The sequence below is a fragment of the Reichenbachiella sp. genome, from assembly GCF_039941815.1.
In the GTDB taxonomy this organism is placed as follows: domain Bacteria; phylum Bacteroidota; class Bacteroidia; order Cytophagales; family Cyclobacteriaceae; genus Reichenbachiella.
This window is the reverse complement of sequence record NZ_JBDVDW010000050.1, coordinates 168,006-191,618: the sequence shown is the minus strand read 5'-3', so window position 1 is coordinate 191,618 and position 23,613 is coordinate 168,006. Positions and strand designations below refer to the sequence as shown.

Here is a 23,613-nt window from a genome sequence, read left to right as displayed (position 1 = left end):
AGCACTTCATTGATCACCCTCCTTTCAAAACGTTAGAATCTCATCTTTCACTAATCTTTCTCCGTATAGAAACACTGTTGTTATATTTAGCAATAAGTTAGATGAAGTCTTAATTCAATAATAAAACCGGATGATCACCTCGATTCGAGAAATGAATGCTTCAGATGTAGATCGAATAGTAGACTACTTCATGAATGCGGATGCCGACTACCTTAGTGGTATGGGTGCTGACAAAAGCAAACTACCAGCTCGTACTGACTGGATCAGAAGTATAAAGGATGAGCTCGACAAACCCTTCGAAGAGAAGTCACTCTATTATGTCATTTGGCAAGTGGATGGTGAGGCTATTGGCCACTCCAACATCAATAATATCACATTTGGCAAAGAAGCTTTTATGCATCTGCATATTTGGGAAAAGAAGAATAGACGATTTGGTAATGGGCTAGATCTGGTCAGACTATCAATTCCGAAATACTTCCAGCATTTCGAATTAGAAACCCTACGATGCGAACCCTATGCATTTAATCCAGCACCCGTCAAGGTATTAGAAACAGCAGGGTTTGAATATAAAAATACATACGAGACCACACCAAGCATTATATGCTCTCCTCAGCAAGTGAAAAGATATGAAATGTCAAAGAGTCAGTTCATAGTGCTAAATTTGAAAGAAAAGAAATGACCATTCATCACCTGAAGCCAGACCCATCCAAGAAGGTGTTCTGGGCCAGCGGAACCAGTTCAGAGATTTTCATTTATCCAACCACGGGAGACTTTCAAGCACGAAATTTTTTGTTTCGGATCAGCACAGCTACCGTAGAAGCCGAAGAAACCGTTTTTACTGCATTCCCAAATATCACCAGGACACTTATGGTATTGAAAGGTAGTCTGACTTTGAACCATGCAGGACATCATTCTATTACCATGGCTCCATTCGAGCAGGATACTTTTCAAGGAGACTGGGATACCACGAGTAAGGGCGTTGTGACTGATTTTAATTTGATGTGCAAGCAGGGAGCTGCCGGTACGCTGACGCCACATCATGGTTCTGATCAAGTAGAATTAGTCGTTGAATTGAAATCTGATTTTGAATTGTTTTACCTGCATTCCGGTAAAGCCGAACATCAAGGAAATCAAATCGAAACTGGCGATTGTTTGGTCGTGGAAAATGGGAATGGTAGCCAGGTCGCAATTGTTTGTAATGAAGCATGTGATCTTATCCAGGCCTCAGTTAACTTGAGTAACTAAGGAATCAGGCATATTCAATTTCTCTATGGCAAAAGCGGTCTCAAATACAGAAAAGGAATTGGCCGAGCATTTTTTTAGAAATGAATATGGCAAGATGGTAGCCGTGGTAGCCAAATATCTCGGCACCGCACCCATTGAGACCGCAGAGGATTTGGTACAAGACACTTTACTAGCGGCTGTAGAGCATTGGCAGCGTCACGGTATACCAGATAACCCAGCTGGCTGGCTATATACGACTGTCAAAAACAAAACTTTCAATATCTTAAAACACGAGAAGTATAAACATTTGTTGAACGAGATGATGGATTCAGACGAATCGGAGAGTGTTGGATTCTCAGATGAAGAAATTGCCGATGACCAGCTCCGTATGATGTATGCTTGCTGCCACCCTGGTATTGGTGAAGAGGTACAATTAACCCTGATTTTGAAAATTCTTTGTGGATTTAGTGCAGCCGAAATAGCCGCAGCATTCTTTACCAACACCGAAACCATCAATAAAAGACTGGTAAGAGGCCGTAAAAAATTAAAAATCGCAGAACTATCTCTGGATTCAATAAAACTTACTGCATCTACTGATGTCGTGTTAAAATCGATCTATTTATTGTTCAACGAAGGCTATTCTCCTAGCAAGAAAAGCCGGCTTGTACGTACTGAGCTTTCACTCGAAGCCATCAGACTCGCCAAGCTGGTGGTGTTTCACCCCATGATGACTCATCTGGCAGATGGACATGCCTTGCTATCGCTGATGTATCTCAATGCATCTCGCTTCGAAGCCAGAATAAATGAAGAAAATCTGGTGCTGGAAATGGAGAAGGTAGATCGATCCAAGTGGAACAAAGACCTAATTGATCTAGGACTGGCCCACTTAGAAAATGCTCAGAAAGGGGATAAAATATCCGGCTACCTGATCATGGCAGGGATATCGGCACATCACTGCATTGCACCTAGCCTGGCGGAGACTGACTGGCATGAAATACTAAAACTTTATGACGCCTGGCTAAAACTGGAAGACCAACCAGTGATCAGACTGAATCGAGCAGTGGTACTCTCAAAAGTGTTTGGAACTGAGCCTGCTTTAGTAGAGCTTCTCGCGCTCAAGAGTCAGGGAAAACTAAAGAAGAACCACCTTCTTTACCTTACGATAGGAGAGTTGTACCTTCATTCAGGAGAGCTTGACAAGGCCATCGTTCATTATAAAACCGCACTGGAAGTTTGCCAAAATGAGCGAGATTTAACTTTTTTAAATAAAAAACTGGAGACTGCTGTCCTAATTTCTAAAACTCAGTTGTAATGAGGATATAAACTTTAAAAGAACAAATTATGAAAGAATTTATGGTACTCATTCGAAACGAAGGAAATCCAGTAGCCAATCTCTCACCAGAGCAGCAGCAAGAACATGTACAAAAAGTCGGTGCCTATATCAAAAGGCTCATGGAGTCCGGTCATATGCAAGCCGCCCAGCCACTAGAAATGGAAGGCACAATGGTAACGAAGAAGAATGGTTCATTTGTAGATGGCCCCTTCAACGAAACCAAAGAAGTCATCTCAGGATACTATTTGCTCAAGGCAAATGATTTGGAAGAAGCATCCAGCCTGATAAAAGAAGATCCAAGATTTGAAGACGGAGATTGGAGGCTGGAAATTCGTCCTATTATGAATGTAGAAGGAATAAACTAGCACAATACTTCAATCAATTAAACAACAGCTTCAAACCCGTACAAGTATGAAGCTGTTGTTTTTCGTCTCGGGCAATCTTTGGATATGTGATTAACCGAAAAAAGGTTTAAAATCACGGAACTAATTTCACAAAAGAATTCTGCAAATCCTTCAATTTTTATCTTTCAGAATCACTGTCAGAAAATCATTGCACTTATCTTTATCGATATTTTATTTTTAGCTATGAACGAAGAGTTGCGCAAACTAAAAGAAGCCCTGGCTGCTTCGCCAGACAATGAGTTTTTGAGGCAGGTCATCCTGGATACGATGATCAAAAATGAATGGTGGGATGCCCTTCAGTCTGAATGTCTTGATCTCATTGCCAAGGACCCATCCAATACCAAAGCAAAATTTGGGCTCGCTCAAAGCTATTTTGGCAACGGCAATTTTAGCACTGCAGTGATCGTGTTGGAAGAACTGCTCAAGCAACTCCCTGACGATGTGGAAGCCTCTACGCTTTTGTGCAAAGCCTATATGGCCGAAAATAATTTAGAGGAGGCTGTAGAATTATATAAAAAAATCAAACTTCAAAATCCGGATTTTGAAGATAAAGAAATCGAAGATAAGCTGATCCGCAAACCTGAGCAAATGGAAGACGATGGTGACTCCACCTCGTTCCCTGACGAGATAGAAGATCAGATTTTCGGCAATAGTGACAAGATCAGCTTCAAGGATGTAGGAGGCATGGCTTATGAAAAGGAGCAAATCAGCCTCAAAATCATTCATCCACTAAAACACGCAGACCTGTACAAATCCTATGGCAAAAAGACAGGCGGAGGAATTTTGTTTTATGGACCGCCTGGATGTGGTAAAACCTATTTGGCAAAAGCCACAGCCGGAGAAATCGACTCCCAGTTTATCACCGTAGGGATAGACGAGATATTGGACATGTATATTGGCCAAAGCGAAAAAAAACTTAATCTGATATTTGAAAAAGCGAGAGCGATGTCCCCATGCGTACTTTTCTTTGATGAGATCGATGCGCTAGGCGCCAATAGAAATGATCTCCGAAGCAGTGCCGGGCGTAACCTAATCAATCAGTTTCTCGCTGAGCTAGACGGCATGTCTAGTGATAATGACGGTATCCTGGTTGTCGGTGCTACCAACGCTCCATGGCATTTAGACTCAGCTTTTCGCCGGCCGGGACGATTCGACCGAATGATTTTTGTGCAGCCTCCATCCATAGAGAGTAGAGTTGAAATATTCACCATTGCTTTGGCTGGCAAACCAATCGAATCTATTGATTATCAGAAACTAGCTAAACTGACAGATGGATTCTCTGGAGCAGATATCAACGCCTGCATCGATGTGGCCATAGAAGCGAAGCTCGAAGAAGCCATCAAAAAAGGAGCTCCCTCCCCACTTATAACAAAAGACTTATCCAACGCGCTGAAGACAGTGAAGCCAAGCACAAAAGAGTGGTTTCAAACTGCCAAGAACTATGCTGTCTACGCGAACGACTCTGGCATATATGACGAAATTCTAACCTATCTCAAACTAAAATAACGAACCATTGATGGAAGCTAACAGAGCACTTTATAAGTCAGAACATCTGCTCAAGCAGGAAAGATATGCCGAGGCGCAGAAAGAAGTGCAATCCTACCTGGCTACAGATCCCGAAAGTATCGCAGCGCTGCTTCTGCTAGCACAGACCCATCTTGGATTGAAAGAGCACGAAAATGCGGACAAGATTGTAGATAACCTTGTTCAGCTTGACCCGTCCGATCCTGACATATTATATTTCAAAGGATTGACCCAAGCCCTTCTGGGCAAAAGAAAAGAAGCGCTGAAGTTCTTGGACAACGCACTGGCCTACAATCCTTTGATGCCCGAAGCCCATGGGTTGAAAGCAGTAGTGTTTTTTGAAAAGGCCGAATTCGAAAAATCCCTGGAGGCTGCCAATGCTGGATTGGAAATAGATCCTGAAAATGAAATGTGCCTCAACCATCGAAGTCGTGCACTACTGAAGCTTGGTCACGAAGAAGAACAGATGGAGGCAGATCATCAGGCGCTCAAGAGCAACCCGATGAATCCACACACTCATGCTTCTGTGGGCTACAGCGAACTGCAGAAAGGAAATTATACTCAAGCGAAAGATCATTTTAGAGAAGCACTTAGGCTGGATCCAAACAATGAGTTTGCTCGACATGGCATTTTACAAACCATCAAGGCTACCAACCTATTCTATAGACTGTTTTTGAAATATGTCTTCTGGATGCAAGGTCTAAAACCTCAAATGAGATGGGCTGTGGTGATCATCGGATATTTGCTGATCCAGGGACTGAATAAATATGCTGGCGAACTAGGTGCCCTCACGCCGGTGGCCGAACTGATCATTGTATTGTACATGATTTTTGCGATTTCAACTTGGATCATTGGGCCGGTTTCCAATATTTTCTTACGATTTCATTCTTTTGGAAAACTTGTACTATCGAATGATGAAATCAAAACTGCCAACATCTGTGCGGTACTTATGACGGGGGCAATAATAGGTGCAGTCCTGCTTTTCTCCCTCGATGATGAACAGATCGTATATCAAAACCTTGGCATCTATATGCTGTGCACAGGTATAGCCATGACCGTAGTGATTAGTTCGTTTGCCAATGCCACTTTGGAGAAAAGTAAAAGAAATTTAAAATTGGCAGGTACCATCTTTGGGATCGGATGTGCATTGTTACTTCTGACCGCCGTGACCCTGCCAGGCTTAGCACTTCGGATGTTCAACTGGCTGATTTATGGATTTATTGGCTACCAGTTTTTTGCAAATTCACAAGAGTAATCCGGATGGTAAATATTCCTGATCATGTCCAACTCCTACTTCCAGTTTAAGCAATTCACTATTAATCAAGAGAGATGCGCAATGAAGGTCAGCACGGAAGCATGCCTATTCGGAGCGTGGATTCCTATAGAGAGCCAGAAGCGGATTTTGGATATAGGATGTGGTACCGGCCTGCTGTCACTCATGCTTGCCCAGCGTACAGATGTGAAGATAGAAGCTGTAGAGCTGGATACTGAAGCCGCACAGCAGGCATGTGAAAATGTGGCCGCCTCACCATGGCCGGAACGGGTGCAGGTGATCCAGACAGATATTTTTAAATATGTAGAAAGCGAATTCGATCCTTTTGACCTAATTGTTGTAAACCCTCCATTTTTTAGCGATAGCCTCAAATCTGACGATAGAGAGAAGAACCTGGCCAAACATGATAGTCAGGGTTTTGATAAACAAAAATTGGCAGCAGCCCTGAATAAACTACTGGCCAAGCAGGGTAAGGCTTATATCCTATATCCGGATTATGAAAGCTCACTGTTTGAAAATGAAGTCAAATCACAAGGCCTTAATTTTACCAAAGCACTTGTGATCAGAAATCAACCAAATGGTAAAGTGTTTCGAATCATTTCGCTGATTACCAGAACCAGCGTTGAGATTGAAGTGGAAGAGTTGATTATCCGTGAGGGAAACAATCATACAGAAAATTTCAAAGCACTGCTTGGCCCATTTTACTTGAGATATTAGGCCGTAAATTCAAACCCTCCGGTCAGTAAAAGGCCAATAAGTACCACGAACATCACCAAAATGAGGAAGCAGAGATAAGCGAATACATGTGCCAGAACACCTTTGATAATCGCCTTGAATTGAATTTTTCCTACATAAAAATGACTAATGCTCCAGACGTAATAAATGACTGAGAGAGCCGTGATCACAGTGTTGCTTTTTAATCCTGTATTTGCAAAAAAAACAAATCCGAGTATGTTGATTATAATGGCCTGAGCGTGAATAAAAAAAGCAAAAACCGCATTTTCAATAAAGTTATATTTTGATTTTCTAAACCAGATACCACACCACATAGCAAAAAGTGGAACAATCAAAACAGCCACATATTGTATACTGTTAAACACCTTTTGCTTGACTCTAAACGCAAGTTCTTTGACTTGCAGCACACGGTCTGGATTATTATTTTCCATCAAAGAATCCGCATACTCCTCAGTTTTGGGTAAATAATCATCTAGCGTGTAATCAGAGAATTGTACCACCAACAGGAAAATGGCGAAGATCAGAAAATAGTAGCCTACAGGTCCAACATACTTACCACGAATCCCTTCGATGTATTCTTTAGCTACACGTGCCGGATTTATTGCCAGTCCTAGTACAGTCCTTGGAAATGCGCCGTCCAGACCATAGACCCGACTGAAGAAATCGTTGAAGAAAGATTTAAGAGTCAGTCTTTGGATATTTTGATTTTGGCCGCAGAATGAACAGTAGTTTTCATCGGCAGGTTTGCCGCATTGTATACATGATTTCATTGGATACAAGAAGTTGGACAATCAAGTATAAGGAAAGAATGGGTACAAAAAAAGCCCTGACTCGGAAGCCAGGGCTTTAATATCTTAAATTAATCAGTTTTACTCTTTAGCTTCCGCCTCAGTAGTTGTCTCTTCTGAAGTTGACTCAGTGGTCTCTTCAGAAATGGACTCAGTAGATGCAGGCTGCTCGGCTTTGCTTGCACAACATGCCTTGGTACAACCTGGCTTGCAAGCCTTTTTGTTTTCCATTTTGGCATGGCAAGCAGCAGTACATGCTCCTTGGTGTTTGCATCCCATCATCATTACTTCAGTCTCGGTGCTGTGTCCACCAGTACCGTATACTTCTCCCAATATTGGCGCAATCACTAATCCGATCAAACATGTCAGTTTGATTAGGATGTTCATCGAAGGCCCGGAAGTATCTTTGAATGGATCACCAACTGTGTCGCCAGTTACCGCAGCGTGATGTGCGTCAGAGCCTTTGTAAGTCATCTCGCCGTTGATTTCTACACCAGCTTCAAAGGACTTCTTAGCATTGTCCCAGGCACCACCAGCGTTGTTTTGGAAGATCGCCCAAAGTACGCCTGATACAGTCACACCAGCCATGTATGCACCTAATGCCTCAGGTCCCATCACAAATCCAACAATAATAGGAGTGATGATGGTCAATGCTCCAGGCAACATCATTTCTCTCAAAGCTGCTTTGGTAGAGATATCTACACATTTAGCAAATTCAGGTGTGCCAGTTCCTTCCATGATTCCAGGAATCTCTCTGAACTGACGTCTCACCTCCATTACCATTTCCATAGCGGCTTTACCAACTGACTTCATGGCCAATGCAGAGAATACTACTGGTATCATACCACCGATAAACAAGGCAGCTAATACATCAGCTTTGAAAATGTTGATCCCATCGATACCTGTGAAAGTAACATAGGCAGCAAATAGTGCCAGTGCTGTCAATGCAGCAGAAGCAATTGCAAATCCTTTACCTGTGGCAGCGGTAGTGTTACCTACAGTATCCAAAATATCAGTTCTTTCTCTTACTTCTTTCGGGCATTCGCTCATTTCAGCGATACCTCCAGCGTTGTCAGAGATAGGTCCGAAAGCATCAATCGCTAATTGCATAGCGGTGGTAGCCATCATCGCCGAAGCAGCAATCGCCACACCATAGAATCCAGCCAATTCGTAAGATCCCCAGATCGCTGCAGCAAATAATATCACTGAAGAGAAGGTAGAAATCATACCAGTAGCCAGACCAGCGATGATGTTTGTTCCAGCTCCTGTCGCAGAACTTTGTACGATACTCAACACCGGCTTCTTACCCAGAGCAGTGTAGTATTCAGTGAACGCCGAGATCAAATAGCCTACTGTCAAACCTACCAAAGTAGCGTAGAATACGTGACGACTCAGAATATCTCTAGTGCCTTCACCGAAAAATTTCATTCCAACAATTACTTCTGGTAGCATCCAATCGATCAAAAACCAAACAGCAACGGCTGTTAATAGAATAGAAGCAAGATTAGCGATGTTAAAAGATCTTTGAACATCCGCTTCTTTGGCGTTGTTGTCTTTCACACCAATTAAAAATGTACCTAAAATAGAAGCGATAATTCCTACTCCGGCAATCATGATAGGAAGAAGGATAGGTCCCATTCCTCCGAATGTATCAAGAACGACTCCGGCGTCCGCCATGTCTTTAATAATGTAGTTGCCAAGAACCATAGAGGCCAAAACTGTAGCTACATAAGAACCAAAAAGGTCAGCACCCATACCGGCTACATCTCCTACATTGTCTCCTACATTATCTGCGATGGTCGCAGGGTTTCTAGGATCGTCTTCTGGAATACCAGCTTCGACTTTTCCAACCAGGTCAGCACCTACATCAGCGGCTTTGGTATAAATACCACCACCTACTCTGGCAAAAAGTGCAATAGACTCAGCACCTAATGAAAATCCTGCCAGTGCCTCTAGTACCATGGTCATATCACCATAGAATGAACCAGCGCCCATAAACATATTTACAAAAACAAGGAAGAACAAGCTAAGGCCTAATACAGCCAATCCCGCAACGCCTAATCCCATTACTGTACCACCACCGAATGCAACTTTCAAAGCGTTAGGTAAACTAGTTCTGGCGGCTTCAGTAGTTCTTGCGTTGGCTTCTGTGGCGATTCGCATTCCAATGTTGCCAGCTGCAGCAGAAAATATGGCTCCTACAACAAATGCCGGTATGATCATCCAACTTGTGGTTTCTACTAACATAGAAATACCAAATAAAGCGATAGAGGCAGCCACGACGAAGATCGCCAAGAGCCTGTATTCAGCACTTAAGAAAGCTAGTGCGCCTTCTTTAATGTTCTTTGAGATTTCTTGCATCTTCTCATTTCCCGAACTTTGTTTTTTAACCCATGCCATTTTTATCAGCATGAATACAAGTCCCAGACAGGCCAATGCTATTGGCACATAAATCAAATTACTCATATCTTTTCCTAGAATTTTTTAAACTCTTATTTAAAATTAAAAGAGGGCGAAAAAGCCCTCTTTTTTAAACCAGCGCAAAGATAAGAGATCAGTCTAGAATAAAAAATATTGTAGCTAAGTGAATGATATCGAGTTATGGTTGGCTGAATTCTACATTTTAATGGATTATTTTAATAATAAAATCGAAAAAAAATCGAATCAAAAAACTCTCAGGAATATTGAGTATTTTACACGCTTAAATCGATTTTAAGAGGCATTAAAGCCAAAGATTGTGAGCATGAAAACAACAGCCATCCCAAATATACTTGTAATTGTCGTCTCCATTGGTGCACTTCATCTAGCCAATATGATTCATGATGAATTGACCATAGAGAGAGCGATGGGACCAGTCAAGCATCTTTCAGATGCAAGGCACCTTATTGTCAATAAGGATTTTAATGGAGCAATCAAAGAAATGGATGATGCCATGATGCAGATGAGAGTCATCGAAAGATATGCGGACAGCTCATCGGTAGCTCATATCGAACGCGCAGTTCAAGACCTCGAAATTGTAGAAGATGAGATCAGAAGCGATTCTTTGGTGGTCGAAGATTTGAACAAAGCCTTCTTTAATGCACTCAACTCAATTGCACATGTCTGCATGACATTGTCAGAAAACAACCTCGACCAGGGAGAAAGATTCAAAGCCATGAGGTTTATGAATGCCACATTTGCCGAGATGATCGCCTCGCTCAAATTCGTGAATACTGACGAACTGAGACATAAAGAGGAGAAAGTTATTGGTCATGTACGAGAGATTATTGACCAGATGGAAGCGACTAACTATACTTTTCGTTTTGATTACGACTCGATCAATCACGAATTAGAAGAGTTGATAGATAATTAGAATAACCCTTCTGTACTAAGAGGCTGCGATTATCTTTGCGCCTTAAATCTTTAGCAGTGAAGAAAATTATCAGTTTCGTCGTTCGCCATATACCGCGAAAATATTTACAGCTTTTTAGCCATTTAGCACTCAAAGTTATTGCGGTTTTTTATCGAGGCAAAGAGGTGACCTGTCCAGTTTGCGAGAGCCAATTCTCCAAATTTGTGCCCTACGGCCGAATAGCTAGAGCCAATGCACTTTGCCCTAATTGCCTTGCCCTTGAGCGACACCGGCTTATGTGGCTATATCTGAAAGAGAAAACTAATTTTTTTGACCCTGGTCGTGAAGTGCTGCATATCGCACCAGAGCTTTGTTTTATTAAGAGATTTGAAAAGATGCACGGCGATCAGTATATCACTGCAGATTTGGAATCGCCACTTGCTAAAGTGAAAATGGATATTCATCAGATGCCCTTTGAAGACAACCGCTTCGATGTGGCCTTTTGCAATCATGTGATGGAGCACGTCGCTGACGATATCCAGTCGATGAGAGAAATCTATCGAGTATTGAAACCGGGAGGCTGGGCCATTATTCAAATTCCAATTTTCCACCCCGTACCGGAGGTTACGGTTGAAGATCCTTCTGTGACGGACCCCAAAGAACGAGAAAAGTTATACGGGCAGGATGATCATGTGCGACTTTATGGAAAAGACTATCCGGATCGCCTACGAAAAGCAGGGTTTACAGTGATTGAAGATGATTTTGTGAATTCATTGTCTCCAGTGCTTCAGCAAAAATATGCGCTACCAAAAGATGAGATCATTCATCTCTGTAAAAAGGATTGATCTACGCGGAAGCTATATTTGGATTGTAAACGAGCTTTAGGATTTTATACAAATCAGGATGCTTGCGAGCGAGAAGTTTAGGCCTCTTGTGATAGTATTCTGAAATCACCGCAAAAAACTCTGCCTCAGACGTCGCCCCGTAGGAGTTGATATCAGATTTGTTTTGCTTTATTTTTTTGATTTCTCTATGCACCAGTTTTGTCCATGGATTGATCAGTTCGCCTGGTAGTAAAACCTCTGGAATACCGTCTACTTCGCCATCAGACATATCCAATAGATGAGCAAACTCATGAAAACCTACGTGCATCTTGTTGGTTTTATTCTCAAACCCCCTGTAAAGCGAAGGCTTTGATAGCAACATAACGTGACTCATATGACCACCTGTACCTACCATGCCTAGTACGTGATGGTCAGTGCCTACTTGAAAATTTTCATCAAAACGATTCGAGTAGACGAGCACTTCACGTAGCTCACCAAAATTCCAGACAGGTAATTTCCAAAAAGGGATAATAGAACTAGCAGCTACTAGCAGCCGACACTCATCGTCGATTTCGAAGTCAACTCCAGTGATTTTGATTTCATTAAAAAAACTGATTACACGTTGTTCGAAGTCTTCTTTGTCAGATCGGTTTAAGGAGCGATAAAAGTCGACCTTTTCACTGAGTAGACCTCGCCATGCGGTTTGAAAGCTAATGGATTCTTTTTGACTCTTTTTCTTTTTTGCCGTGACCCATATGGTAAGGGCAATTACCACCAGTATTAAAATCAATTCAGAGGGCTCATTGATTCCACTAGCCGCAAATAAGAATAAGAGTACTGCGCCAATACCTAAGAAGAGCTTTCCGGTAAATGATTGCATGCAAGTTTATACTTGGTTTGTCTGGAGTTTATTCTGGAAACCCAGTTTTTTTGGTTACAAGGTAGTCGTTTTTCCTGGTAGAGAATTGGGTCATCATTTCTCCAATAAACCCTGCTAGAAAAAGCTGCACACCAATTATAACCGCAACAAGAGCAAGGAAAAACAGTGGCTGATCTACTACATCACGAGCTGGTAGTCCCATTTGGACCTCGTAGATTTTTCTTCCTATCACCCAAAATGTAATCAGAGTACCTAACAGAAAGGAGAGTGTGCCAAAGGAACCGAAAAAGTGCATAGGTCTTTTCTTAAATTTCGATACAAAAGATATCGACAACAGGTCTAAAAAACCGAAAATGAATCGTTCAAGCCCAAATTTGGTTTCACCATATTTTCTAGCCTGATGCTGTACCACTCGTTCTCCTATTTTTGTATAACCCTGACCCTTCGCTAAAAACGGGATATACCGATGCATCTCTCCATATACATTTATTGATTTCACCACTTCTTGCTTATAAGCTTTGAGACCGCAGTTGAAATCGTGTAGCTTGATTCCGGAGAATTTACGGGCCACAAAATTGAAAAACTTCGACGGGATGGTTTTCATGATCGGATCGAATCGCTTTTTCTTCCAGCCTGACACCAGGTCATACCCATCTTTTGCGATTTGATCGTACAGCCCGGGTATTTCGTCGGGGCTGTCTTGCAGATCAGCGTCCATGGTGATCACTACCTGACCGATCGCATGATTGAATCCGATATTTAGTGCAGCAGACTTTCCGTAGTTGCGATTAAACTTAATGCCCTTGACACTATTATTTTTTTCAGCTAATTCGCTGATGATACTCCATGATTTATCTGTACTACCATCATCCACAAAAAGGACCTCGTATCGAAATCCTTTTTGTGTCATGACGCGATCTATCCAATCGTGCAGCTCGGGTAGTGACTGTTCCTCATTGAGCAGAGGTATGACTACAGATATATCTAGAGTTTCACTCATATAGTTATTCGAACTCGGGTTTTGTTTTTCTAATGATAGCACCGGCGATCAGCCCATATATAGCCCCTAAGATAAGATACACATAGCTGTTAGAGACTATGCCACCTATTGTAAACTGTCCTTCCAGGCTTTTTTCGGTTTCGGCCATGGCCTTGTCTATATCCTCTGCAGGAGTACCAAAAGACTCCAGGAGCTCTTCGGTATTCTGCAGCGTACCTTCGATCAAAAGCTCAGGAAGCTCTGGATCAATGACCGTATAGAGCAATATCTGAAAAATACCTGACAGTACCATGGAGATGACTGAGGCGAAGAACACAAACTTAAAAGCCGGTCCGAAGTCTATGAACCCCTCTAGTTCGCTGTCTCGATATTTTGACCCCATAACGACAAGAAGTATGATCGATACGACCATCATTCCGAGTCCGAAAAATATATTGGTAAGTATAGTGATATCAATCACATAAGCCAGCATAGTAATAATTATGCCGATTAAACCGAGTATTAGACCATTTTTGAGTATGGCCGAGTTAGCGTTTGATTCCATTTCAGTAATAGTTTAAGTTTAAATAAAACAAACACAGCCTAAAATAAGACTGCTCCGATCATTTATTTTTTTGATTGTTTTTTCAAAACGGTGGACAGCAAGCTTGTCAGCAAAAATCCAATAAAAAGTGTTTTGACGGCGATGTCCTTGATTGGGACATAGATCGTACTATTTTGATTCTCTAAATAGCTCTCTTCAAATTCTTTTTGGCTAAACTGACTTCTACTTTCCTCCAATTTTTGAAGATTAGTAGCCACATATTCCTCCATTATTACAGAAGTATCAATAATATTTAAAACTCCCACCAAAAACAGACTATAGAATAGTCCGATAGATAGATAGATAATCAGTCCCACAGTCATACCCTGGCTAAAGCTCATTGTGCTTTGATTGAAAGTATCTCTAAATTCTTTAATCCCAAAAAAGATAAAAACCGGTAGTATGAATAGGCTGAAAACCTGCATTTCAAGCAGTGGGTTCGATCCCGTCAGATACAGCACAAAAAACATAAGCATGCTAATACCAGCACCTATGAGTCCAAATTTCAGTGGAGTTTTGAAAAGTGGTTTCATAAACTTCAATCGAAAATTTGAAATTGTGTACCGTTGATTACTGCCTTGACCTTACCGGTAAGTTCCTCTTGGAAGAATGGAGAATTTCTTGATTTTGATCGATTGGTACTGTCATCTAAAGTCCATTTCGATTTAGTATCAATTAGCGTCAGGTTTGCCGTTTGTTTTGCCTCTATTGAAGCCGATGGCTGATTTAGAATCATTCTTGGATTATGGGTAATTTTTTCAATCCATTCTTCAGAATTCAGTTCGTTAGAAAGTCGAAATAGTGAGGGAAGCATAGTTTGCAGTCCAGCTATTCCAAACTCTGCTCGGTCAAACTCTAGTTTTTTGCTCTCTTCATCCAATGGAGTGTGCGAGGAGGTAATTACATCAATCACCCCTTCTTTTAGTCCTTTGATCAATGCTTTTCGATCGTTGTCAGTTCTGAGTGGAGGATTGATCTTATAATTTGAATCATAGTCCATCAAATCCTCATCCGTATGAATCAAATGATGTATGCTCACATCGCAGGTAATGTGATATCCCTTTTTCTTCGCTTTTTTGATCAGACTTACACTTTCCGCGGAGGTAATATTGGAGAAGTGCATCTTGCCACCAGCATACTTCAGCAAGTCCAGATCACGCTTGATCATAAGATGCTCTGCAAGCGTAGGCATTCCTTTTAGCCCCAAGACCGTGCTGACGGTACTTTCATTCATAGACCCAAAGCGGGTTAGCAACTGGTCCTCCGGCTGATTTATAAGCAACCCATTGACTTTCTGCAAGTAAATCAGAGATTTGAGCATGATGTCCGTGTGCCAAAGCGGTTTTTCACCATCTGTAAAAGCCACCGCTCCGGCTTGGTGCAAATCCAGCATTTCTGTAAGTTCTTCGCCTTTAGCATCTATAGTGACCGCAGCCATTGGTAGGATGTCTGTGAGAAAGTTGATAGACCTAGAGCGCACATATTCTATATGACTTTTGGTCTGGATTACTGGTTCGGTATTGGGTAAAATAGCCACTCCGGTGAATCCACTCTGAGCCGCCGTGGCAGCGCCAGTGACTAGATCCTCGCGATGCTCATTGCCAGGGTCATTGAAGTTGGCTCGCATATCAAACCAGCCAGGTGATAGCACCATTCCTTTGGCCTCGATTACCGTTTCGCCTCTATGCTCCTTCTTGTCGATAGATTCGATGCGACCATCTTTGATATGAATATTTACTACTTTATTGTGGTGTGGTGATTTTGGGTCGAGGATTTTGGCTTCTCTTAAGAATATATTCATTATAAAAATCTTAGTAGCAGGCTTTCAGCAAACAGAAAAATCAAGGACAAAATTAAAGCATATTTCCATAAATCACGTTGGTGATATTTTTCTTTCAAATTATTAGAAAAGACCTTGGCCTCTTGTGCTTCGTAGAGATTCAGATTTTTGACCCCAGTCAACCGGGCTTTTATCTCTTCCATCGACAAGGTTTTTAAATCTGATTCTAGCTTGGGGTGGTTAAAAGCAACAGTGGTGATCTGATGATATCCCAGCATCAGATCGTAATATCCTGCGGACAGTAGATACCTGGGCATGTCTAATACCAGTTCATTTGCACTGATACGCTGAGATGGTATAAGTTCGGCATCTTCTCTTATTAATTTATACAGCTGTCCATTGGGGATACTATCCACCTTGAGTGACAGATTCATCTGATCCACACTGTATGCCAGTGCCGGATGGTTGCTGCTGCTCAGTTCAGCTATTCTGTGCAGGACCGGAACAAAAAGCGCATGTCTGTGAAAATTTGTATATGCGGCAGAGAGAGGTGCAGCGAAAAGGTATAAGTTGCCACTAGTCGGAAATAGGCTGAGATACGGTACGTCGGTTTTCGTTTTTAGCAAGGAGCGACCATTGGGTTGAAAGCGATAAGTAGTGGACACCTCAGGCATCTGGGTGTCTCGTCCCAACTCTTCAAATATGTTTGCGAAGAATGGATTGTTCAAATCTGGAAGTTTGAGTGAAGTACGAGCTGCCAGCGAATCACTCTGCATCTTTACATTAGATATTCGATAGTCAGTCGAGAGGACACTAGCTGGAATAAAAATTACAGATTTTCCCTGACTGAGTTGCTTATTGACTTGGGCCTCAAGTCCAGCGGCAATGTTTGGAAGTCCATTGAGAATTAGCAAATCAGCCTGCTCCAGTATGGGATAAGAAATATTGTTGGATTGAAAGGAAGTGATGGAGAACAAGGGATTGTTTTTATAAACTTGGCCTATTGGTGTCTTCTTTTCATCTGTGACTTCTACAATTTTGATTTTGGAAGCCAGATTCAAAGTGAAGAAATAATCATTGTCAAACACCACCGGAAAATCCTCAAAACTCACCCGGCATCGGTTAGAAGACTCCAACCTGCCAGACAGCTCAAATACAAGGTCCTTGGTGCTATTAGCTTCAATATCTATACTGGTGGTGCCGCTCTGATTGTCATTGACAAAAAACTTTACTTGCAGATCATTGATGTCAGTGCCGTCATTTCTTACTTTGATGTGGACGGCATTTTTTTGATTGGAGACTAGAAAAGGATTTTCTAGTAAGACTGTGTCAACGAAAATATTTTTTTGTTCGGTCATTTCCATACGGATCAAGTGGTATTGATTAGTAGAATCTATAATCTGCTCAAATTGACCGATGGTAGATTGTTGAAAGTCCGATAGGATGAAAATGTCTTTGATCTCTCCGGGCTTTCCCCCTTGGATTTTATCAAATAATTCTTGCCCGCTTCTCGAAAGGCTAGAATACTTAATTTCTGTCAAATCTTCTGCTGTTTTTGCTTTGGCTCGTCCTTGGCTCGTCCCAGGCACAAAATCATTGGTGATTAAGCTAAATTGAGTTTCTGCCGGATAAAGATTTGTGATCTCCTGAGCTATGCCCAGTGTCTCGTTGAATCCACTCACCCCACGCTCCGTGAGATTGGACATACTATTGGAGTTGTCTATATATAAGGTCACCGAACGACTTTGAAGGCCATCCTCAATACTGGGTATATAAGGCTGCGCAAATACCAATACAAGGAAAAAAATGAAAAGAAGTCGAGTCAGTAGAATGAGGAGATGTCTAAGTCTAAGATTCGATGAGTTCTGCTTTTTGATATTCTCCAGAAACCTAACATTAGAAAAGCTTACCCGTTTTGCTTTTCTAAAATTGAAAAGGTGAATAATGATGGGAATGGCCAGTGCGGTCAGCCCCCACAAAAAAATAGGATAAGTGAAACTCATGAATGACAAATCTATAGTAAAAATCGTTGGCTCTTAGAATTTATTTCTGCCGTTATATTCAATTGCCAAGTACACGATTTTAGTTATATAAGGTTGAAACTGTTGATCCTCTGATTATCTCCTAAAGTAGGTTTGATTTCGATTAATGTCCATATTTTGCCATATCCGGTTCATTCTTTGAATTACTTCAAAGACTATTTTTATTTGAAGAATAGAGTATTTATATTCGTGTTGTTGTTGTGGATTAAGATTTGATTAGTCCTTTTTATTTTGAGTTTTTGACCTTGGGGTTCAGGAGGAGTCTTGAACCCTTTTTTTGTGCTTATTTTCGAGCAAATCGAATTTCACCTTTTCCTCTGGTGGTTTAAACTTTTTAGCAAAGCACTCATTTTCACAGAACTTCTCAATCGTATTATTCGACACCAATTATTGAAGATGATTGCCCAAATCTTCCATAATTGCGCTATTCGGAAAAACGATACAATTTTCTCTATCTAATCGCAGGTTGCATTAGCGCCTTATGGAATTGATATCGAATGCAGTCTGCTTCCCACATTCGATTCGTGGTCGCACTAGGTAATTATGATTTTTGAGCCTAAAGCGTTCAGCTCTTTGCTGGGCTAATGTCTTTCTAATTACAGAGCCTGTTATATTTTAAAAGTGGTCAAAATCGAACACCTATTGTTTCAATCCTGAACAAATTCAGTCAAGTGGACGACATGGTATAAAATGTAAATCATTGACAATCAATTATATATGATTATGGCATCCTTCTTGGCATAATCCGTTCGAACTTGAAATTAAAAATTACCAATGGATAAAAAGATAAAAAAGAAAAAATGGACCGTGGGGAGGATTTCATCCATTTCATTTGGAGCACTGTTTGTCTCTTTTGTACTCTACAACTTTATTTTTGCTGATAAGGGATCAAAACTCAATGTCTCATCAGAAAAGATCAACGTCTCTGATGTAGTAAAAGGACAATTTCGTGAATTTATTCCTGTAGATGGGAATGTGATGCCTATCAAAACTATCAGACTAGATGCCATAGAAGGCGGTAACGTGGAGAGAAAATACCTGGATGGAGGTGAAATGGTGACTAAAGGTGATACGATATTGAAGCTGGCCAACAACAATTTGGTTCAGAGCTTTATCCGTGAGGAAACACAGGCCTTCATTCTTGTGAATAACCTGGAAAGTACTAAACTGTCGTTGGAACGAAATAAATTTGAGTTAAAAAGAAGATTAACAGCTTTGGACTATGATATAGACGCAGCTAGAGATGCTTACGAAAGAGGAGCTAAACTCAAAGAAGAAAATGTGATTTCCGAGCAAGAGTTTCTAAATCTAAAAAGAGCCTATGATCGTCTGGTGACTAACCGACAAATAGAGGTAGAGTCTCAGGCTTTCGATACTAAATCCACCGAAGCTCAAATTAGACAGACCTATGAAACCTTGGAACGAACCAGAAACAACCTGGTAATGATCAAAGGCAATTTGGACAATCTGTATATTAAAGCGCCTATCTCGGGTAGCTTGTCTTCTGTAAATGTGGAAATAGGTGAGTCAATCATGCCCGGTCAAAACATTGGCCAAATTGATGACCTGGACGCTTTCAAAGTAAGAGCGACCATAGACGAGCACTATATTGCCAGAATCTACGAAGGACTGGAAGGCACATTCGATTTTGCAGGAGAAACACATCAACTAAAAATTTACAAAATATACCCTGAGGTCATAAATGGGCTATTCTCCGTAGATTTAAAATTTGAAAATGAATTACCTTCAGACATTAGAAGAGGTCAGACCCTGCAAATCAAATTGCAACTGAGCGAAAACATCGAGGCTGTACAGATCCCTAGAGGAAGTTTCTACCAGACTACGGGAGGCAACTGGATATTTGTGGTGGACGAATCAGGATCATTTGCAACAAGAAGAAATATAAGACTGGGACGTCAGAATCCAAGATTCTACGAAGTGATCGAAGGATTGCAACCAGGCGAGAAAGTTGTTGTCTCTTCCTACGATGGATATGAAGACAAAGACAGACTCGTATTTAAATAATCAATTAAGAACTAAAACATACTAAACAATATTCAAATGGAAAACGCGAATACACTACTCAGAACCGACGGATTAAAGAAATTTTACTACACAGATGAAATTGAAACTACTGCACTTGCAGGTGTCAATCTAAATGTAAAAGAAGGTGAATTCGTTGCGATTATGGGCCCATCAGGTTGTGGTAAATCTACCCTGCTAAACATCGTTGGATTGTTGGACAATCCCTCAGAAGGAGAATTTTATTTCAGAGACGAAGAGATTTCTGAATATAGCGAAAGACAAAGAGCAGATCTTAGAAAAGCAAATATTGGATTTGTATTCCAAAGCTTTAATCTCATCGATGAGCTGACCGTATTCGAAAACATTGAGCTGCCATTGATCTACTTGAAATATTCTGCTTCTGAGCGTAAGAAAAGAGTAGAAGAGGTGATGGAGCACATGAAAATCATGCACAGAAGAAATCACTTCCCTCAGCAGCTATCCGGTGGACAGCAGCAAAGAGTTGCGATCTCCAGAGCAGTAGTCGCCAAGCCAAAGTTGATACTTGCGGATGAGCCTACTGGTAACCTGGATTCGGCCAACGGTCAGGAAGTAATGACACTATTGAGCGATTTGAACGAGCAGGGGACTACCGTAGTAATGGTAACTCACTCACCCGTAGATGCAGAGTACGCTGACAGAGTAATTCACCTGTTTGATGGACAGATCGTATCAGAAAATGTAAACGCCAAAGACAAGGCACTAGTTTAAGATCAATTACCAATACAACTGCTCTATGAGATAGTCGGTACATGCCAAAACATGTGCCGGCTGCCTCACTACGGCTCAACCTCAGGGACAAAACTCAATCTCAACACCCCAGGGAATACTCAAAGACTTGAAAACTTGAAATCTTTTTGAAAGAAAAACTGCACCGAATAACGATAGGTAACCGGTGATTTGACAAAAAGATAACACATAAACAGACGAATGAAATGAAGAAAGGAATGGTGAATAGGATAGCATTGGGACTGATGGCGCTGACAATCTTTAGTCTGCAAGCCACTGGACAATCGCAGGACTCCACAGCAGTCCAGCAATCTGCGGCTAGTAAGGTGCTATCTCTGGAAGAGTGCCTCAAAATCGCGATGGACAACAACATTCAGCTGAAGCAGATTAGAAACAATACAAGAATTGCCAAAGCAAACGACTTTCAATCCATAATGAGTTATCTGCCCGCAGTGTCAGGATTTGGTAATTATACCTGGAACAATGGTACCGGATTTGACAATAGCTCTGGCCAGTTTTTTACTGGAGGTAGAGAGAGTAGCTTTCTGAGTGTCAGTGCAGATTTAACTTTGTTTAGCGGTTTGTCTAATTATTATAACAAAAAGGCTACTGCAAAAACATTAGAATCAAATATCAATCAGATCAAAGCAACTGAGCAAACGGTAAATGCAAATGTACTGCAAGCCTACCTCGCAGTTATATTGGACAGAAAAAGACTTGAGATATCTGCAGACCGTAAGGAACTCTTGCAAGCTCAGCTGATACGTGAAAAGAAGAGAAACGAAGTGGGAGTTGGTAACCTTGAACAGGTCTACAACTTTCAATCACAGTTGGCCAACGAAAATTTGAATTTTGTAAATCTTCAGAATCAGCTCAAAAGAGACAGATTGAGCTTGTTGCAAGCATTGCAACTAGACGTATCTAAAGAATATACTATTGCACCGATGCCGATGGAAGATGAAGCGTCTGTTTTGGAATCCGAGAAATTTGCCGAGGTGCTGGCCCAAAGCATGCTTTATTCACCAAGCCTCAAAAGTGCTAACGCCAATGTTGAGGCCTCACATTACAATTTCAAAGCAAGCCAAAGTGCTTATGCTCCTACGGTGAGATTGATAGGTAGCTATTCTACGCAGTATTCGTCACTCAACAAGGATTTCTCCTCCGGTACACCAGTGGATTTATCCATAGGAGATCAATATAGCAACCTTACAAACAAAAGCCTTGAGTTGAGAATGACTGTTCCGATATTTAATAATTATTCGATTCGAACCAACGCACAAGTAGCAAGACTGAATAGAGAAAATTCAAAATTGAACCTTGAACAGTCTGAACTTGATATTACTAATACTATACAGCAGGTATATTTGGACCTGATAGCAGCTCAGGAAACTTATAAGGCAGCAGACGACAATCTTGTGGCACTCAATCAGTCTTTTGAATTTGTAAAGACAAGATACGAAAATGGAAATACCGACTTCTACACCTATCTCGAGAGCTTAAACAATAAAAATAGAGCAGAGGTAGAATTAGTCAATGCGAAATACAGCATAGTTTTCAGAAAGAAAATACTCGACGTTTATAGAGGTTTATTATAAAGTCAAAACTCAAACTCCAAACTCAAAACCACTCTCCAAAAAGAGTGGTTTTTTTTGTAATTATAACATTTAAGTCGTTTTTATGACACAAATTTTGTTAATATTACAATTTAAAATTGTAATATTTTGAGAATATTGAGCTAAATTGGCGACGGGTAGAAATTGAGAGGATCAATTAATCCTTAATTTTATATTTTTCTGCCTGCAATAAACTGATGTTTAATCAACTTCGGGTATCAACTAACTTTCAGCCAGTGTTAATAACAAAAGCTATCAGCAATGAAAAAGCACATAGTATTATTATCTCTGGTCGTTCACTCATACTTTTCGGCTATTGCACAAGATTCAAGTTTAGATAACTATACCGGAAACTGGACTGATGATGCATCCTGGACCTCAGGAACTGCGCCCCCATTCGACAATGTAATAGAAGACCTGACCATCTATGGATATATCACTCTTCAGGCAGGCAATAGAATTGATCTGACCAATGGAGGAGGTGATGTATTAACAATAGAAGACACCTTAGTAATCGCAGATGCCGGTTTGACCTCTCGTTTTTTCGCAGGTAATACCGTAGTGGTCAATGGACTGCTAATAGTCATGGGCAATCTAAATCTAAATACTGGCACCACCTTTACAGTAAATAGCGGAGGTGTGGTAGCCGTGGGTGGAAATTTTGGCGCTTTTGGAGGAGGGGATCCTACCTTCGGTGCAGGAACTGTATATGTTGAAGGCACCAGTGGATACACCGATGTGTCTCCTGCGGATGATTTGGAAGGTGATGGTCTTGGAAATGTTGGAGACTTTCTGGATGGCACTTCGACAGAGCTGCCAGTAGAAATGAAGTACTTCAAAACGGAAGTACGTGACGGTATTGCGATTTTGCGCTGGGCTACGTCATCTGAGTTAAATAATGCAGGGTTTGATGTTGAAAGAAGCGAAAATGGGATTGACTTTCGTAAAATTGGTTATGTAGGCGGACATGGAACAGTCAATACCGAAAAAAAATATAGTTTTTCTGATTACTTCTTCGATGGAAGATCCTATTACCGATTAAAGCAAATTGACTATGATGGAGCATATGAATACTCGGAGGTGGTAGAAGCTAAGGATCACCTTAGCCAAAATGCTGATCTAGCTGTGTACCCCAATCCTGTGTACTCCCATGAAAACCTTCAAATATCGCTTGGTGGAATAGAAGGTGATTTTTTCTCCCTAAAACTGACTTCCATTTCAGGACAAATTATTTTCATAAAAGACAGAATTGAAATCGGTGAAGTTCAGAGTGTGACCTTATACTTGCAGAAAGAATTAGTAAAGCAAGGTCTATATACATTGCAAATCACTTCTCCTTATCAACATTATTATAGACAGATCCTGATCAAATAAGTTCTGTGATCACCTATCCTTACATACACTTGGGCTGATGATCATTATATCTGCTTTTAGTCTTATAACTTGTCTTACTTGATTAAAAGAAATCACATTTTCTGGTTCCAAT

General features: G+C 41.0%; 21 protein-coding genes. 13 read left to right on the top strand and 8 right to left on the bottom strand.

What is annotated here, in order from left to right; translation table 11 throughout:
* The first annotated feature begins 130 nt into the window (after positions 1–130).
* From ABJF11_RS11675 to ABJF11_RS11645, 7 genes are all read left to right on the top strand, one after another.
* The gene (locus tag ABJF11_RS11675) at positions 131–679 is read left to right on the top strand and encodes a GNAT family protein (protein WP_348120035.1); all 549 of its coding nucleotides are present in this window, start codon (positions 131–133) and stop codon (positions 677–679) included.
* The gene (locus ABJF11_RS11670) at positions 676–1,245 is read left to right on the top strand and encodes a HutD family protein (RefSeq protein WP_348120034.1); all 570 of its coding nucleotides are present in this window, start codon (positions 676–678) and stop codon (positions 1,243–1,245) included. The genes ABJF11_RS11675 and ABJF11_RS11670 overlap by 4 nt, the downstream gene beginning before the upstream one ends.
* 25 nt (positions 1,246–1,270) lie before the next feature.
* Positions 1,271–2,536, top strand: a complete 1,266-nt coding sequence (locus ABJF11_RS11665; protein ID WP_348120033.1) for a sigma-70 family RNA polymerase sigma factor — start codon at positions 1,271–1,273, stop codon at positions 2,534–2,536.
* Positions 2,537–2,565: 29 nt separating this feature from the next.
* Positions 2,566–2,922, top strand: a complete 357-nt coding sequence (locus tag ABJF11_RS11660) for a YciI family protein (protein WP_348120032.1) — start codon at positions 2,566–2,568, stop codon at positions 2,920–2,922.
* A gap of 222 nt (positions 2,923–3,144) precedes the next feature.
* Complete coding sequence (locus ABJF11_RS11655; RefSeq protein WP_348120031.1) at positions 3,145–4,467, top strand: AAA family ATPase; 1,323 nt, start codon at positions 3,145–3,147, stop codon at positions 4,465–4,467.
* Between the two features lie 10 nt (positions 4,468–4,477).
* Positions 4,478–5,740 (top strand): tetratricopeptide repeat protein, encoded by a 1,263-nt coding sequence (locus tag ABJF11_RS11650; RefSeq protein ID WP_348120030.1) that lies wholly within the window; start codon positions 4,478–4,480, stop codon positions 5,738–5,740.
* Positions 5,741–5,764: 24 nt separating this feature from the next.
* The gene (locus tag ABJF11_RS11645) at positions 5,765–6,475 is read left to right on the top strand and encodes a methyltransferase (protein WP_348120029.1); all 711 of its coding nucleotides are present in this window, start codon (positions 5,765–5,767) and stop codon (positions 6,473–6,475) included.
* On the opposite strand, the gene ABJF11_RS11640 is transcribed toward ABJF11_RS11645, so the two are convergent.
* The gene (locus ABJF11_RS11640) at positions 6,472–7,263 is read right to left on the bottom strand and encodes a DUF3667 domain-containing protein (protein WP_348120028.1); all 792 of its coding nucleotides are present in this window, start codon (positions 7,261–7,263) and stop codon (positions 6,472–6,474) included. The two genes, ABJF11_RS11645 and ABJF11_RS11640, sit on opposite strands and share 4 nt — an antisense overlap.
* 99 nt (positions 7,264–7,362) lie before the next feature.
* On the bottom strand, positions 7,363–9,747 hold the full coding sequence (locus ABJF11_RS11635; RefSeq protein WP_348120027.1) for a sodium-translocating pyrophosphatase: 2,385 nt from the start codon (positions 9,745–9,747) through the stop codon (positions 7,363–7,365).
* Between the two features lie 277 nt (positions 9,748–10,024).
* On the opposite strand from ABJF11_RS11635, the gene ABJF11_RS11630 reads away from it, so the two are divergent.
* Entirely contained in the window at positions 10,025–10,633 is a 609-nt protein-coding gene (locus ABJF11_RS11630; RefSeq protein ID WP_348120026.1) for a hypothetical protein, read from the top strand.
* A 56-nt stretch (positions 10,634–10,689) separates the two neighbouring features.
* Positions 10,690–11,457 carry a methyltransferase domain-containing protein gene (locus tag ABJF11_RS11625; protein ID WP_348120025.1) on the top strand — a complete coding sequence of 256 codons (768 nt, stop codon included), beginning with the start codon at positions 10,690–10,692 and terminating at the stop codon, positions 11,455–11,457.
* A 1-nt stretch (position 11,458) separates the two neighbouring features.
* Here ABJF11_RS11625 and ABJF11_RS11620 read toward each other — a convergent pair whose 3' ends face one another.
* The 6 genes from ABJF11_RS11620 to ABJF11_RS11595 all read right to left on the bottom strand — a co-directional run bounded on the left by ABJF11_RS11620 (position 11,459) and on the right by ABJF11_RS11595 (position 17,682).
* Positions 11,459–12,316 (bottom strand): M90 family metallopeptidase, encoded by an 858-nt coding sequence (locus tag ABJF11_RS11620; protein ID WP_348120024.1) that lies wholly within the window; start codon positions 12,314–12,316, stop codon positions 11,459–11,461.
* Between the two features lie 28 nt (positions 12,317–12,344).
* Positions 12,345–13,316 carry a glycosyltransferase family 2 protein gene (locus ABJF11_RS11615; RefSeq protein ID WP_348120023.1) on the bottom strand — a complete coding sequence of 324 codons (972 nt, stop codon included), beginning with the start codon at positions 13,314–13,316 and terminating at the stop codon, positions 12,345–12,347.
* A 4-nt stretch (positions 13,317–13,320) separates the two neighbouring features.
* On the bottom strand, positions 13,321–13,860 hold the full coding sequence (locus tag ABJF11_RS11610) for a DUF4199 domain-containing protein (RefSeq protein WP_348120022.1): 540 nt from the start codon (positions 13,858–13,860) through the stop codon (positions 13,321–13,323).
* Between the two features lie 62 nt (positions 13,861–13,922).
* Entirely contained in the window at positions 13,923–14,432 is a 510-nt protein-coding gene (locus ABJF11_RS11605; protein WP_348120021.1) for a DUF4199 domain-containing protein, read from the bottom strand.
* 5 nt (positions 14,433–14,437) lie between these two features.
* Positions 14,438–15,700, bottom strand: a complete 1,263-nt coding sequence (locus tag ABJF11_RS11600; RefSeq protein WP_348120020.1) for a dihydroorotase — start codon at positions 15,698–15,700, stop codon at positions 14,438–14,440.
* A complete protein-coding gene (locus ABJF11_RS11595) occupies positions 15,700–17,682 on the bottom strand; it encodes a BatA domain-containing protein (protein ID WP_348120019.1) in 1,983 nt (660 codons plus the stop codon). The genes ABJF11_RS11600 and ABJF11_RS11595 overlap by 1 nt, the downstream gene beginning before the upstream one ends.
* 813 nt (positions 17,683–18,495) lie before the next feature.
* On the opposite strand from ABJF11_RS11595, the gene ABJF11_RS11590 reads away from it, so the two are divergent.
* The 4 genes from ABJF11_RS11590 (at position 18,496) to ABJF11_RS11575 (ending at position 23,501) form a co-directional block, all read left to right on the top strand.
* Positions 18,496–19,746, top strand: coding sequence for an efflux RND transporter periplasmic adaptor subunit (locus ABJF11_RS11590; RefSeq protein WP_348120018.1), 1,251 nt, complete (start codon positions 18,496–18,498; stop codon positions 19,744–19,746).
* A gap of 36 nt (positions 19,747–19,782) precedes the next feature.
* Positions 19,783–20,496, top strand: a complete 714-nt coding sequence (locus ABJF11_RS11585) for an ABC transporter ATP-binding protein (RefSeq protein WP_348120017.1) — start codon at positions 19,783–19,785, stop codon at positions 20,494–20,496.
* A 224-nt stretch (positions 20,497–20,720) separates the two neighbouring features.
* Entirely contained in the window at positions 20,721–22,109 is a 1,389-nt protein-coding gene (locus ABJF11_RS11580) for a TolC family protein (protein ID WP_348120016.1), read from the top strand.
* A 279-nt stretch (positions 22,110–22,388) separates the two neighbouring features.
* Positions 22,389–23,501, top strand: coding sequence for a T9SS type A sorting domain-containing protein (locus tag ABJF11_RS11575; RefSeq protein ID WP_348120015.1), 1,113 nt, complete (start codon positions 22,389–22,391; stop codon positions 23,499–23,501).
* The last annotated feature ends 112 nt before the right edge of the window (positions 23,502–23,613 follow it).